The sequence below is a fragment of the Phenylobacterium sp. genome (assembly GCF_004799395.1).
Classification (GTDB): domain Bacteria; phylum Pseudomonadota; class Alphaproteobacteria; order Caulobacterales; family Caulobacteraceae; genus Phenylobacterium.
Genome location: NZ_SSMZ01000182.1, coordinates 1 through 12495 on the forward strand (window position 1 = coordinate 1; position 12495 = coordinate 12495).

The following is a 12495-nucleotide window of genomic DNA, read 5'->3' on the forward strand; positions in this document are numbered from 1 at the left end:
CGAAGCCCTATCGGGTCTCGCAGGGCAAGCAGCTCACCGGCCCGGCGGGCGGAGCGGTCTGGTCGGCGCCGACCCTCGATCTGAAGCGCGGCGTGCTCTACGCGGCCACCGGCGACAGCTACACCGACGTCGACACCGATGGCGCCGACGCGATCATGGCCATCGACCTGAAGACCGGCCAGGTGAAGTGGCGCAACCAGGTGACCCAGAAGGACAATTTCATGGTCGGCTGTCCGCCCGGCCCTAAGGCGCCCGCCAATTGCCCCAGCCCGGTGGGACCGGACGTCGATTTCGGCTCCTCGGTCATGCTGCGCACCCTGCCGAACGGCCACGACATCCTGATCGCCGGCCAGAAGTCGGGCGTGGTCTATGGCCTCGATCCTGACCAGGGCGGCAAGACGCTGTGGCAAGTGAAGCTGGGCCGAGGCGGCGCCGCCGGCGGCGTCGAGTGGGGCATGGCCGCCGACCGCGCCAACGCCTATGTCGCCATCGCCGACGCCGGGCGCGGCGGGACCCCGGGGATCAACGCGGTGAACCTGGCCACCGGCGCGGTGGTCTGGAAAACCCCGACCCCGGTCCAGCCCTGTCCGGCCGGGCAGCGCTGCGTCGTGGCTCAGTCGGCGCCGGTGAGCGTCATTCCGGGCATCGCCTTCTCCGGCGCCATCGACGGCCACCTGCGGGCCTATGACGCCAAGACCGGCGCCATCGTCTGGGACTTCAACACCGCCGCGGCGAGCTACGACACCGTCAACGGGGTAAAGGGCGCCAAGGGTGGCGCGCTCGACGCGACGGGGCCGGTGGTCGTGAATGGCATGGTGTTCCAGCACTCCGGCTATCCCGGGGTGATGATGGGCCCCGGCGGCCGCAATCTGCTGATGGCGCTTTCGGTCGATGGGCGTTAGCGGCGAGGCGCCCACACTCCGAGGTTGAGTGGGTCGCTTTCCCTGGTCTAGTTTACCCCCGACAAAGCGTACCGGGGGGTTTCGTCTTGCATATCTGGCTTGTTCTCGCCGCCGCCTTGGCCGCGGCCGCACCGACGCTCGCTACTGCAGCGCCGCCGCCGCTTGACGCCTATGGACGGCTGCCGGCCATCGAGGATGCGGCGCTCTCGCCAAGCGGCGGACGCTTCGCCGTGGTGATGGCCGACAAGGACGGTCGCAAGGTCGTCGTGCGCAAGTCGGATGGCGAGGTGCTGGGTGGCGTGGCCTTCGGCCCGGCGAAGATCCGCGGCGTCGATTTCGCCGGCGAGGATCACGTGCTGATCACCGTCACCGCGACGGTCTCGCGTCCGGTTATCGGCCTGCAGACCACCGAGATGGAAGGGCTGATCGATTTCAATCTGAAGACCCGAGCCAGCTACATGATCTTCGCCAAGTCCAACACCTACATGGACGCCATCGCGGGCTTCTATGGGGCGCGGCAGGTGGGCGGGAAATGGTACGCCTATGTGGGCGGCGTGACCTGGGATGCCGTCGGACCTCACGCCGATGGCGGCGTGGTCTATGCCGATCTCTATCGCGTCGATCTCGACACGGGGCATCCGGAGAAGGTCGCCACCTCGGCGCAACGCGACCGCGACTGGCTCATCGGGGTGAACGGCGAGGTGCTCGCCAACTCGGTCTATGACGCGAACCGCGGCCAGTACACGATCTATCCCGGCGCCGGGATGGAGCATCCTCTCATTCAGCGCGCGGGCGATAGCTCGATCGATCTGCTGAGCCCCGGGCGGACGCCTGGAACCGTCGTGGTGATCGAGCGGACCAAGGACACCATCGTGGGACGTGAAATCCCCCTGAGCGGCGCCGGCGAGGGCTCGGTGCTGATCTCCGGCGACAACGCCGCCGGCGTACTGGTCGACCGCGATACGAACACCCTGGTGGGGATGAGCAATCTGGCCGGCGAGAAGCTGCTGGATCCGGTCCTGCAGCGGCGAATCGACAGCTCGCGCGCCGCCTTCGCCGGCGAGGAGTCCTACCTGGCGGCCTTCTCCCACGACTTCGCCCAGATGATCTTCCGCACCGAAGGCCCCCACGACGCTGGACGCTACTGGCTGGTCGATGCGGTGGCCCGCAGCGCCACGCCGCTTGGGGACGTGCACCCCGACGTGCCGGCAGCGGAGGTCGGGCCCACGCGCATGTTCGCCTACAACGCCGCGGACGGCCTGGCCATGGACGGCGTGCTGACCCTGCCGCCCGGTCGCGAGGCCAAGAACCTGCCGGTGATCGTGATGCCGCATGGCGGCCCGATCGTCGTTGGCGACCGGGTCGGTTTCGACTGGTGGGCTCAGGCCCTGGCGTCACGCGGCTATGCGGTGTTCCAGCCGAACTACCGGGGCACCTTGGGGTACGGCGAGTCCTTTCGCCATGCGGCCGACGGGCAGTACGGCCGCAAGATGCAGACCGATATCTCCGACGGTCTGGCGGCGCTCGCCCACGCCGGGATCGTCGATCCCAAGCGGGCCTGCATCGTCGGCGCGAGCTATGGCGGCTATGCGGCCCTGGCCGGTGTGACCCTGCAGCGCGGCCTCTACCGGTGCGCCGTCTCTGTCGCCGGTGTCGCCGACATGGGCCGGATGCTGATCTGGACCCGAGAGCGCGGCGATGCGCGCGACACCCGGGCCCAGGATTTCTGGCGCGGTTTGACGGGGGCCCAGACCTCCGACATGGACGCGGTCTCGCCGCTGAAGGCCGCCTCGAAGGCGGACGCCCCGATCCTGCTGATCCACGGGGCGGACGACTCCGTGGTGCCGATCGACCAGAGCCGTGCGATGCAGAAGGCGCTGGCCTCGGCCGGCAAGCCTGTGGATTTCGTCCTGATGAACGGCGAGGACCACTGGCTCTCCAGCGCGCCGACCCGCCTGGCCATGCTCAACGCCGTGGTCGCTTTCGTCGAGAAGCACGATCCGGCGAACTAGGCTGCCGGGGAGGCGCTCATCAGGGTCTGGGCGATCGTGCGCATCACCTGTAGCTGGCCCGCGCAATAGGCCTCCACCTCGTCCGAAAAGGCGGGCGCGAAAACGACCTGCTCGGGCGCCGGCAGGGTGAGGGCGCCCGCCGCCTCGGCATCGGCCAGAAGCCGGGTGATGTGCGTGCGCGAGACGCCGAAGCGGCGCGACAGGTCTGCTCGGCTGATCTCAGCGGTCTGCATCAGCCGCTCGCGTCCCGGGTCTTGCCGCAGCATGAGGTGCTGCAATACCCGCATGCCGCCGTCGCGGGCGATGAAGATCTGACGCAGCGGGCCGCCGGGATTGCGATTGAGCTCCGGCCGCGCCTTGAGCAGGAAGCCCACCGCCGCCGTGGCCCGGCTCACGATGGCGTCGGATCTCAGCTTCGGCAGGGCGGCGGCGATTTCGGGCGCCACCAGGGCGGCGCTCTCCAGCCCGCCGTGCAACCGCTGGCGCATATTGTCCATGAACATCGGGGTCAGCGTCAGGCGGCGGCGAATCCAGGGCTCGGGCCCCGCCGCCAACGTCAGCCGTCCGGAGTCCAGGGCGTAGTGGATGAAGGCCAGCACGCGGCCGCGGCTGCAGACCCCGGCGCTCGCGGCGGTCGCGGCGAGGCCCGTGACGGTCAGGCCCTCCGGCGCGAGGTCGAGGATCGCACAGGCCATATAGAGCGAGGCTCTCCCGAGGTCCTTCTGCAGCCAGCGTGTGGCCTCGTCCGCACGCTCGAATTCGCGAAGCGCTTCCGCGGCGAAGGATTCCGCGGCCTCTCGAAACCGCGGATCGGCGCGCAGGCGCGCCACCGCAGCGTCCGACAGCGGATCAAGTTCGTCGACCTCGATCGGATCCGCGCCGTCCAACCGCTCCCCCGCGCCATCTCCCGCACGAACCTATGCGGCAGACAAGCGCAGGCGCGAGCGACTTTTTGAGTCAGGCGAAGCGACGGGTCCGGGCTGCGCGTTTCTCTAGCGGTTCGACCAGACGCCGGTGCGGCCGGACGACGAATTGCCGCCGCCGCGCTGCGGGCCCTTGAAGGCCGGGCGCTGCTGGGCCGGCTTGTTCTCGCCGCCGCCGCCGCCGCCATGTCCGCCGCTGCGCGCCGGAGCGCCCTCGTGGCGATGGCCGCTATTGCCGCCGCCGCCGTGATTGCGGTTGCGCTTCGGCTGATGGGCGCCGCGACCGCCACCGGCGCCGCGGGTGTCGGGACGCTCGGCCTTGCCGCCCGGATCGGGCAGGGCCGCGGTGGCGGCCCCCAGCTGCTTGTCGTTGCGGCGGTCGAAGGACGGGATGGTCTGGCGCGTCACCTTCTGGATGTCGCGCAGCAGGGTCCGTTCGTCGTCCGAACAGAACGCCACGGCCGAGCCGTCGGCGCCGGCGCGGGCTGTACGGCCGATCCGGTGGACATAGCTTTCCGGCACGTTGGGCAGCTCGTACTGCACGACGTGGGTCACCGCGTCGATGTCGATGCCGCGCGCAGCGATGTCGGTGGCCACCAGGGCGCGGACCTTGCCGGCCTTGAAGTCGGCGAGCGCGCGTTCGCGCTGGCCCTGGCTCTTGTCGCCGTGGATCGAGGCGGCGTCGACGCCGACCTGCTCCAGGCCGCGCGCCACACGGTCGGCGCCGCGCTTGGTGCGGGTGAAGACGATGACGCGCTTGAATTGGGCGTCGTCGAACAGTTCGGCCAGCAGGGCGCGCTTGCGGCCCTGTTCCACGAAGAGGACGCGCTGGTTCACCTTCTCGACGGTGGTCGCCTGTGGGGCCACCGAAACGCGCAGCGGATCGGTGAGCAGTTCGGAGGCCAGCTTGCCGATCTCGGTGGGCATGGTGGCGGAGAAGAACAGGTTCTGCCGAACCTTCGGGATGTGGGCGACGATCTTGCGGATCGGCAGCACGAAGCCCAGGTCGAGCATCTGGTCGGCCTCGTCGAGGACGAAGATCTCCACGCCGCGCAGGGTGATGGTCTTTTCCTGCAGGTGGTCGAGGAGGCGGCCGGGCGTGGCGACCAGCACGTCGACGCCATTGGCCATGGCCTTGTGCTGGGCGCCGTACTTCACGCCGCCGAAGATCACCGCGACGGTGACGCCCATGTGCTTGCCATAGGTGCGGAAGCTTTCGCCGATCTGGCTGGCGAGTTCGCGGGTGGGGGAAAGCACCAGGACGCGGGCGCCCTTGCGCTCGGGCTGGCGCTTGTCGGCGGCCAGACGGTGCAGGATCGGCAGGGCGAAGGCGGCGGTCTTGCCGGTGCCGGTCTGGGCGATGCCCTGCAGGTCGCGGCCGGCCATGACGCCGGGGATCGCCTGCGCCTGGATGGGGGTGGGCGTGGTGTAGCCTTCGCCGGCCAGCGCCTTGAGCAACGGAGCGGCGAGGCCGAAATCGGTAAACTGGGTCAAACAGAGTCTTTCACGTATGCGCCGAACGCGCCGGCTCGATTCCATCGAGGGCGCGGGGTCGCGGGGTCTTTGGGGAAGCGCCCCGCGTGATGGGCGATCTATGGATCTTACGGCGCTCTGCAGGCTGGATCTCGAAGGGAGACCCCACGCGGCTGCGGCGCCGAGCACGTCATAGTTCGTGACGCGGGCTGCACATCGGCGTTCGCAGGTGCGAAGTCAACCCACGGCGAGGCTTTGCCGCAGGCCTGTTGCCTTTATGACTCAGGCGGGGAAGGAAGCAGGGATGAGCGAGAAGCCCCTTCTGCTGGTGGTCGCCGCGGCCCTGATCGACGCCGATGGCCGAGTGCTGATCTGCCAGCGGCCGGAGGGCAAGCAGCTTGCGGGCCTCTGGGAATTCCCCGGCGGCAAGGTCGAAAAGGGCGAGACGCCCGAGGCCTGCCTGATCCGCGAGCTGGAGGAGGAGCTTGCGATCACGGTCACCCCCGCCTGCCTCGCCCCCTTCGTCTTCGCCAGCCACGGGTACGAGGGCTTCCACCTCTTGATGCCGCTCTACCTGATCCGCCGCTGGGAGGGCCGCATTGTGGCCCGCGAGCATCCGCAGATCGCCTGGGTGAAGCCCAGCAAGCTCGGCGACTATCCGATGCCGCCGGCCGACGCGCCGCTTGTCGCGTGGCTGCGCGATCTGATTTGACGCTTCAAGGCTTGGGCGGCGCCGGGCCTTTCTCGCCGAAAGCTTCCTTGACCTCGGCCTCGGTGATCCGCGCGCCCGGATCGCCCTTCTGGTTCAGGTTCTGCTCCTCGGTGCCGTCGCCCATCATGCCGGGGTGCTTGTCCGGGGTGCGGGCCGGCTTGGATTGCTGGGTCATGGGAAGTCTCCTTGTCCGAGGCTTCCAAACGGGCCGCGGGCGGGGCTGTTCCGGCGAGGCTCAGCGCGTGAAGCTCGCCCGGGTCACGGCCACCCGCCGCGGCGCCTCGGCGCGGGCCTCGGTCGCCTCGACCACGCACTGTCCGGGATCGATCATGGCGTGCTGGCCCAGGCAGAAGATATCCTCGTAATGCGGTCCGGCGCTGGCCAGGCACTGGTAGAGGTTGAGCTTGGCCATGTGCAGGCACGACGTCGTGCGCGGCTCGCTCATCAGGCTCTGCGCCTGGCGGGTCTCGCCCAGCACCGACAGCGCCGCCAGCGCCAAGCCGCGGGCGACCACCGGGCTCGGCGCGCCGCTGCGGCGCGCCGCGCCGGCCAGCGACATCTGCAGCTCAGCCGCGTCCTCCCGCGCCGGCTGATAGGCTTCTCCCGACAGCCGCTTGACCCGGCTGAGCCGACCGGCCGCGTCGGGGACCTTGGCCTTGGCCCAGGCTTGGTGCTGCACCGTGTAGGCGGCGTGCTTGATCTTTTCACCCTCGCCGCTCAGCGCCGAGCCTTCGGCGTAGAGCGCGCCGCTGGCGCGGGCCTCGGCGGCCTCGGCGCCGGGCAGAGCCAGCACGGCCTGCGGGTCGGCGGCGATGCGGCGGGCGAGGTCCGGGCCTTCGGCCCGCGCGGCGGCCACGAAGCGCGGCTCCTGCAGAGCGGCGAGCGCGGCGTAGGCGATCATGCCGGCCTCCAGCTCATGCGGTTCGTGCGTCGCGGCGGTCTGCAGGGCCTGGGCTACGTCAGAGGGGCCTCCGAATGCCGGATCGATCCGCCGCGCATGGCGCATGAAGGCCTCGAACGCGCTGGCCTGGACGGCGAGCCCGGACGGCGCCGGCGCCTGGTCGCGAAGGGTCGGCGGCGCAGGGCGCGCCGGCGCGCGCGCGGCCATCCGCGGCGCCTCGGGCCGTGTCGCGCAACCGCAGAGCGCCACCGCGCAGGCCGCTGCGGCCAGGCCCAGATGCTGGAAAAGCTTTGTCATTGTCGACTCCCGACCCAGGAGTCCCCCGAAGCGCCAGCCTAGGTGAGGCCTGGGCCAGCGCCGCCGTGGTCAGTTGTCGCGATGTTGGCTTTCCGGTGCGTTACCAAGCTCCACCGTATGCGCGCTATTCGTCCCGCGGCAGGCGGTGCTCGACGACGCCCAGCGCGTCGGCCAGCCGCATCCTGGCCGAGCCGGGCTGCAGGGGCTGCTGCTGGCTGGCGTGTGGCGCCCAGCCGGTCAGGGTGACGATCTCGAAGGTGGCGCTGACCCGCCCGTCGGTCCCTGAGAACCGCTCGGCGTAGATCTCGCTGGCGCGGGCCAGGAGCGCGCGAGTTAGCGCCCGCGGATGACGATCCGCCAGCACATTGGTCTCGCCCATGGCCCGCAGGTCGGCCAGCAGCTTCAACGGATGCTCGTAGCTGACCTTCACCCGGTCGACGTCGGCGACGGGCAGGGCGAATCCGGCGCGCTGCAGCAGTCCGGCGGCGTCGCGGCTGTCGGCGAAGGGCGAGACGCGACTGCCCGCGCCGCCCAGGATCTCGCTCTCGGCGTCGGTCAGCGCCTGGCGAAGCTCCGTCAGCGTCGAGCCGCCAAGGAAGGCCCCCAGGAACAGGCCGTCCGGCTTCAAGGCCCGACGAATCTGAATCAGGGCGCCGACCACGTCGTTGGTCCAGTGCAGGCCGAGAGTCGAGACGATCAGGTCGAGGCTAGCGGGCGCGAACGGCAGGCGCTCCTCGTCGGCGACCAGGCGCGGGCCGGCGCGCCCCGCCAGCATCGCCGCCGACAGGTCCGCCTCGATCAGTACGCCCACGCGCTCGGCGGCCGGGCTTTCGGCCAGCGCGCGCGCGAAGGCGCCATTTCGCGCCGACAGGTCGACGGCCACGGGGAAGTCCCGCATGATCGCTTCCAGGCGCTCGGCCAGGTCGAGGGCGGCGCGGCGCTGCAGGAAGTCGGCGGCCGCGAAGCCGCTGGCGGCGCGGTCCAGGCGCTTCTTGTGCAGGGCGCGGTCGAAGAGGAGCGGAGCGGACATGAGCGCGGAAGATGGCCTCTTCCGGTCGGTATTGAAACCGGGACCGCGCGTACGGGGCCTGATGCGCGGCGCGCTCGACCTGGTGTTCTCGCCGCAGGCCATCGATGGCGGCGCGGCTCTGGCCGGCGGTCTCTCGGCGGCGGCCTGGAGCCGCATCCAGTTCCTCGACGGACCGGTCTGCGACGGCTGTGGCGCGCCCTTCGAGTTCGAGGTCGGCTCGCGATGCGCGCCCTGCCTGGCCAAGCCCCGGGCTTTCGACGCCGCCCGCGCCGCCTGCCTCTACGACGAGACCTCCCGGGAGCCGATCCTGAAGCTGAAGCACGCCGAGCGCACGGACCTGGCGCCCTTGTTCGCCCGCTGGCTGTCGCGCGCCGCGCGGCCGCCGATCGATGAGGCCGCCGCGATCGTCCCTGTGCCGCTGAACCCCTCGCGCCTGCTCTCGCGCGGCTACAACCCGGCCGCCGAGATCGCCCGGCCGCTGGCGCGGATGACCGAGCTTGCCTACCTGCCCGACGCGCTGATCCGCCGCCGCGTCACCGAAACCCAGGGCGGCAAGTCCGGCGTGGGCCGCAAGCGCAATGTCGCCGGCGCCTTCGAGGTCCCTCACAGCTGCGCCCACCAGGTGCGCGGTCGCCATATCCTGCTGATCGACGACGTGATGACCACCGGCTCGACCGCCGAGGGCTGCGCGCGGGCGCTGAAGGCCGCCGGTGCTATGCGCGTGGATGTCGCAGTGGTGGCCCGGGTTAAAGAAATGTCCGGACTCGCTATATGAACGTTTCGCGACGGTTACAGCCTTAGAGACCCCAGAACGTCATGTCGTCCCACGTCACCATCTACACCAAGCCCTATTGCCCCTACTGCATCCGCGCGGTCTCGCTGCTGGAGAAGAAGGGCGTGGACTTCACCGAGGTCGAGGCCGCCTTCGATCCGGCCAAGCGCCAGGAAATGATGCAGCGCGCCGGCGGCCGCGCCACCTTCCCGCAGATCTTCGTCGGCGACCGGCACATCGGCGGCTGCGACGAGATGATGGCCCTGGAGCGAGACGGCAAGCTCGATCCCCTGCTGCAGGCGGCGGCCTGACTTTTCCGTTCGCGCGCAGCGGGAGAGGGCGAGGGACGGAGCGCCGAGCGTGCGGCTTTCCCGTTCCACCACGTCCTCTGCGGGCCGCGGTCCCCCTTTCCCACGAGTGGGAAAGGAAGATTTTGCTATAGGCTCAATCCATGATGGTCGCCCTGATCCAGACGCGCACGCCGGCCACCCAGGCCGCGGCGCTTGAGCACGTGCTGCCGATGGTTCGCGAGGCCGCCGCGGCGGGCGCCACCTTCATCGCCACGCCGGAGGGCACAAACGTCCTGCAGAAGGACCGCGTGACCCTCTTGGCGATGCTGGTCGCCCTTGAGGACGACGTGGTCGTGTCTGGGCTCCGCGACGCGGCCAAAGAGCTCGGCGCCTGGATCTTGGTCGGATCGGCCTTGGTCAAGCGCGAGGACGGCAAGGCCGCCAACCGCTCGGCCCTGATCTCGCCGGACGGCGCGATCGTCGCCACCTACGACAAGCTGCACATGTTCGACGTCGACCTGCCCACCGGCGAGACCGCCCGGGAGTCGGCGACCTATGAGCCGGGCGACCGCGCCGTCACCGCCCGCGCCGGCCAGCTGAAACTCGGCATGACGGTCTGCTACGACCTGCGTTTCCCCGCCCTTTACCGCGCCCTGGCGCTCGCTGGGGCCGAAGTGATGACCATCCCGGCGGCCTTTACCCGGCCCACCGGCGAGGCGCACTGGGAGGTCCTGATGCGCGCCCGGGCCATCGAGACCGGCGCTTTCGTCCTGGCGCCCGCACAGGGCGGCCGGCACGAGGACGGCCGCGGCACCTGGGGCCATTCCATGGTGGTGGCGCCCTGGGGCGAGGTGATCGCCCAGCTGGACCACGACGAGCCCGGCGTGCTGCTCGCCGATCTCGACCTCGCCGCTGCCGCGAAGGCCCGCGCGGCGATCCCCAACCTGGCCAATGCGCGGCCCTTCGCAGAACCCGCGCCGATCGCATGATCCGCTACGCCCTCCACTGTGAGCACGACCATGAGTTCGAGGGCTGGTTCGGCGCTTCCGGCGACTTCGACGACCAGCAGGCGCGCGGCCTGATCGACTGCCCGGCCTGCGGCTCCAAGGCGGTGCGCAAGGCGATCATGGCGCCTGCTGTGGCCGGGACGAAGACGCGTTCGCAGGACAACTCCCCCGCCCAGAACCAAGCAGTGATGATGGAGGCGATGAGCCGCATCCGCCGCCACGTGGAAGACAATTTCGACGACGTCGGCGACGCCTTCGCCACCGAAGCCCGCGCCATCCACGAGGGTCGCTCCGAAGACCGCGGCATCTACGGGCAGGCCACCTCCCAGGAGGTGCGCGACCTCGTCGAGGACGGCGTCCCCATCGCGCCCCTGCCGCCCGAACCACGCAAGAAGACCGAGCTCAACTGAGCGCAGCCGGGCTGATGGGCGGCCTAGAACCGGCTCCGGAGGCCGACCGACACCACATAGCCCTCGCCCTCGACCTGTCCGCGCAGGGCCGCGCTCGTGGCGGCGGGCGTGCCCGAATAGAACACCGCGTCGTTGTTCACCGAGCTGTTGGCGAAGTCGATGTAGGCCACCGCCACGTCCAGCTTCATGTGGTCGTTGATCTGCGCCGTGCCGCCGGCGCCGAACAGCCAGCGGTCACCGTCGGGCACCCTGGCGGTGCGGCCGACGTCCGGGGTCGGCGTCGGATCGTACTGGACGCCGGCGCGGAGCGTCAGCTTGGGGTTCAGCGCATAGTCGAAGCCGACCCCGCCGGAGGTGGTGTCCTGATAGTTCTGCGGCAGCACCTGGGCGCCGGCGGCGGTGGTGACGTTGATGCTCCTGAATTCGCTCCAACCGAAGCGCTGGATCTGGGCGTCCAGGGTCAGCTTGTCATTCAGCTGATAGCGTCCGCCGAAGGTGGCGATCCAGGGCGTGGTGAAGCTCGCCTTGCCGCTCAGGTTGGCGTTGCCGGCGGCCAGCGGGCCCAGCAGGCCGCTCACCGAGACCTGGCCATTGAGGTCGTGGTCCATCGCCGAGCGGTAGCTGGCGCCCAGCGTCAGGCGGTCGAACTTGGCCTGGGCTCCCAAGGTGTAGCCATAGTTCCAGCCATCGCCGCGCAGCTGCGAGGCTCCGTCGGGCAGCGTCGGCGACAGGTTCGGTTCGGCGGTGATTAGCCGCGCGGAGGTGTATTCGCTGTCGAAGCCCACGCCGACATTCAGCCAGTCGGTGACCTTCATGGCGCCGGTCAGCTGGATGTCGGCGGTCGTCAGGCGCGAGGTCAGGGCGTCGTAGCGCGCCCAGGAGTCCGGCTGGTATTTGGTGATGAAGTTGTAGGGCGCGGCCACCGAAAGCCCGACGGCGAAGCGGTCGCCGATCGGGGTGGCGATGGCGAAGTTCGGCGCCAGGCCGTTCTGGATCGGGTTCTTGGCGGTGGGATTGCCGCCGACCGGGACGGTGGTCCCGCCGGGATAGGTGATGGCGGAGCCTTGGTTCTGGACCTTGGCGTCAACGAAGACGCCGTTGGCGCCGACGTAGACTTCCCGCGGCGAGTCGGCGATCGCCGAGGGGTTCCACCACAGGGACTCGACGCCCTGGTCCGCCACTTCGCCCGAATAGGCCCGTCCCGTGCCGCGCACGGACTGTTCCTGGAGGTAGAAGCCGCCGGCATGGGCCTGGGGGGCAAGGGCGGCGAATGCCGCCCCTGACAGAAGGGCGAGGCGGGGAAGTGAGGTCATTGGGAGGCTCCTGACACGATCGAACCCCCCCAACTCGGACGTCGAGATGGTGACTGTTCATCCGAGCGAAAGACCGTCCAGGTGTGATCCGAGGCCAAAAGCCGTTCGGCTCGGGGTTGTGTGGCCAATCCGCCACACTACATCCGGGGAGCCGGCGTTGCGCTTGATCAAGGCGACGCCGGTCAATCCGCCTACCGAGGGGACCCATGAACATTGACGTCTATTCCGATCGCGCCAAACAGGCGATCCAGTCGGCGCAGAGCCTGGCGCTGGCCCGCGGCCACCAGCAGTTCGCGCCCGAGCATCTGCTGAAGGTGCTGCTCGAGGAAAAGGACGGGCTGTCGCGCGCGCTGATCCAGAGCGCCGGCGGGCGGCCTGACGAGGCCGACACGGCCATCGACCTGTCGCTCTCCAAGCTGCCCAAGGTCGAGGGTGGTACAGGCCAGCTCTATA

At 69.9% G+C, this 12495-nt stretch carries 14 protein-coding genes; 8 read left to right on the forward strand and 6 right to left on the reverse strand.

Features of this window, described 5'->3' with window-relative positions; translation table 11 throughout:
• Together E8A12_RS11990 and E8A12_RS11995 are read left to right on the forward strand one after the other, a co-directional pair.
• Positions 1-902: PQQ-binding-like beta-propeller repeat protein (locus tag E8A12_RS11990; RefSeq protein ID WP_293368967.1), on the forward strand; the 902-nt coding region annotated here is incomplete at its 5' end.
• 86 nt (positions 903-988) lie between these two features.
• Positions 989-2914 carry a prolyl oligopeptidase family serine peptidase gene (locus E8A12_RS11995; protein ID WP_293368969.1) on the forward strand — a complete coding sequence of 642 codons (1926 nt, stop codon included), beginning with the start codon at positions 989-991 and terminating at the stop codon, positions 2912-2914.
• Here E8A12_RS11995 and E8A12_RS12000 read toward each other — a convergent pair.
• The gene (locus E8A12_RS12000) at positions 2911-3801 is read right to left on the reverse strand and encodes a hypothetical protein (protein WP_293368971.1); all 891 of its coding nucleotides are present in this window, start codon (positions 3799-3801) and stop codon (positions 2911-2913) included. The genes E8A12_RS11995 and E8A12_RS12000 overlap by 4 nt on opposite strands.
• A 105-nt stretch (positions 3802-3906) precedes the next feature.
• Complete coding sequence (locus E8A12_RS12005) at positions 3907-5331, reverse strand: DEAD/DEAH box helicase (RefSeq protein ID WP_293368973.1); 1425 nt, start codon at positions 5329-5331, stop codon at positions 3907-3909.
• Positions 5332-5614: 283 nt separating this feature from the next.
• Here E8A12_RS12005 and mutT point away from each other — a divergent pair, with 283 nt between their 5' ends.
• Positions 5615-6022, forward strand: a complete 408-nt coding sequence (mutT, locus tag E8A12_RS12010; RefSeq protein ID WP_293368975.1) for an 8-oxo-dGTP diphosphatase MutT — start codon at positions 5615-5617, stop codon at positions 6020-6022.
• Positions 6023-6026: 4 nt separating this feature from the next.
• Here mutT and E8A12_RS12015 read toward each other — a convergent pair whose 3' ends face one another.
• The 3 genes from E8A12_RS12015 to E8A12_RS12025 all read right to left on the reverse strand — a co-directional run bounded on the left by E8A12_RS12015 (position 6027) and on the right by E8A12_RS12025 (position 8250).
• Positions 6027-6197 carry a hypothetical protein gene (locus E8A12_RS12015; protein WP_293368977.1) on the reverse strand — a complete coding sequence of 57 codons (171 nt, stop codon included), beginning with the start codon at positions 6195-6197 and terminating at the stop codon, positions 6027-6029.
• A 60-nt stretch (positions 6198-6257) separates the two neighbouring features.
• Positions 6258-7220 (reverse strand): hypothetical protein, encoded by a 963-nt coding sequence (locus E8A12_RS12020; RefSeq protein ID WP_293368979.1) that lies wholly within the window; start codon positions 7218-7220, stop codon positions 6258-6260.
• Positions 7221-7344: 124 nt separating this feature from the next.
• Positions 7345-8250 carry a methyltransferase domain-containing protein gene (locus tag E8A12_RS12025; protein ID WP_293368981.1) on the reverse strand — a complete coding sequence of 302 codons (906 nt, stop codon included), beginning with the start codon at positions 8248-8250 and terminating at the stop codon, positions 7345-7347.
• On the opposite strand from E8A12_RS12025, the gene E8A12_RS12030 reads away from it, so the two are divergent.
• The 4 genes from E8A12_RS12030 to E8A12_RS12045 all read left to right on the forward strand — a co-directional run bounded on the left by E8A12_RS12030 (position 8249) and on the right by E8A12_RS12045 (position 10729).
• Positions 8249-9025: a ComF family protein gene (locus tag E8A12_RS12030; RefSeq protein WP_293368983.1), complete on the forward strand. Its 777-nt coding sequence runs from the start codon at positions 8249-8251 to the stop codon at positions 9023-9025. The two genes, E8A12_RS12025 and E8A12_RS12030, sit on opposite strands and share 2 nt — an antisense overlap.
• Before the next feature lie 41 nt (positions 9026-9066).
• On the forward strand, positions 9067-9333 hold the full coding sequence (gene grxC, locus E8A12_RS12035; RefSeq protein ID WP_293368985.1) for a glutaredoxin 3: 267 nt from the start codon (positions 9067-9069) through the stop codon (positions 9331-9333).
• Positions 9334-9473: 140 nt separating this feature from the next.
• Positions 9474-10301 (forward strand): carbon-nitrogen hydrolase family protein, encoded by an 828-nt coding sequence (locus E8A12_RS12040; protein WP_293368987.1) that lies wholly within the window; start codon positions 9474-9476, stop codon positions 10299-10301.
• The gene (locus tag E8A12_RS12045; protein WP_293368989.1) at positions 10298-10729 is read left to right on the forward strand and encodes a DUF1178 family protein; all 432 of its coding nucleotides are present in this window, start codon (positions 10298-10300) and stop codon (positions 10727-10729) included. The genes E8A12_RS12040 and E8A12_RS12045 overlap by 4 nt, the downstream gene beginning before the upstream one ends.
• 23 nt (positions 10730-10752) lie before the next feature.
• Here the strand turns inward: E8A12_RS12045 and E8A12_RS12050 are convergent, their stop codons facing one another.
• On the reverse strand, positions 10753-12042 hold the full coding sequence (locus E8A12_RS12050; RefSeq protein WP_293368991.1) for an outer membrane protein transport protein: 1290 nt from the start codon (positions 12040-12042) through the stop codon (positions 10753-10755).
• Positions 12043-12248: 206 nt separating this feature from the next.
• Here E8A12_RS12050 and E8A12_RS12055 point away from each other — a divergent pair.
• Positions 12249-12495: Clp protease N-terminal domain-containing protein (locus tag E8A12_RS12055; protein ID WP_293368993.1), on the forward strand; the 247-nt coding region annotated here is incomplete at its 3' end.

Coding starts and splice junctions, on each gene's coding strand:
- grxC (WP_293368985.1), top strand. CDS start 9,067: ATGTCGTCCCACGTCACCATCTACACCAAGCCCTATTGCCCCTACTGC.
- E8A12_RS12050 (WP_293368991.1), bottom strand. CDS start 12,042: ATGACCTCACTTCCCCGCCTCGCCCTTCTGTCAGGGGCGGCATTCGCC.
- E8A12_RS12025 (WP_293368981.1), bottom strand. CDS start 8,250: ATGTCCGCTCCGCTCCTCTTCGACCGCGCCCTGCACAAGAAGCGCCTG.
- E8A12_RS12020 (WP_293368979.1), bottom strand. CDS start 7,220: ATGACAAAGCTTTTCCAGCATCTGGGCCTGGCCGCAGCGGCCTGCGCG.
- E8A12_RS12030 (WP_293368983.1), top strand. CDS start 8,249: ATGAGCGCGGAAGATGGCCTCTTCCGGTCGGTATTGAAACCGGGACCG.
- E8A12_RS12015 (WP_293368977.1), bottom strand. CDS start 6,197: ATGACCCAGCAATCCAAGCCGGCCCGCACCCCGGACAAGCACCCCGGC.
- mutT (WP_293368975.1), top strand. CDS start 5,615: ATGAGCGAGAAGCCCCTTCTGCTGGTGGTCGCCGCGGCCCTGATCGAC.
- E8A12_RS12040 (WP_293368987.1), top strand. CDS start 9,474: ATGATGGTCGCCCTGATCCAGACGCGCACGCCGGCCACCCAGGCCGCG.
- E8A12_RS12045 (WP_293368989.1), top strand. CDS start 10,298: ATGATCCGCTACGCCCTCCACTGTGAGCACGACCATGAGTTCGAGGGC.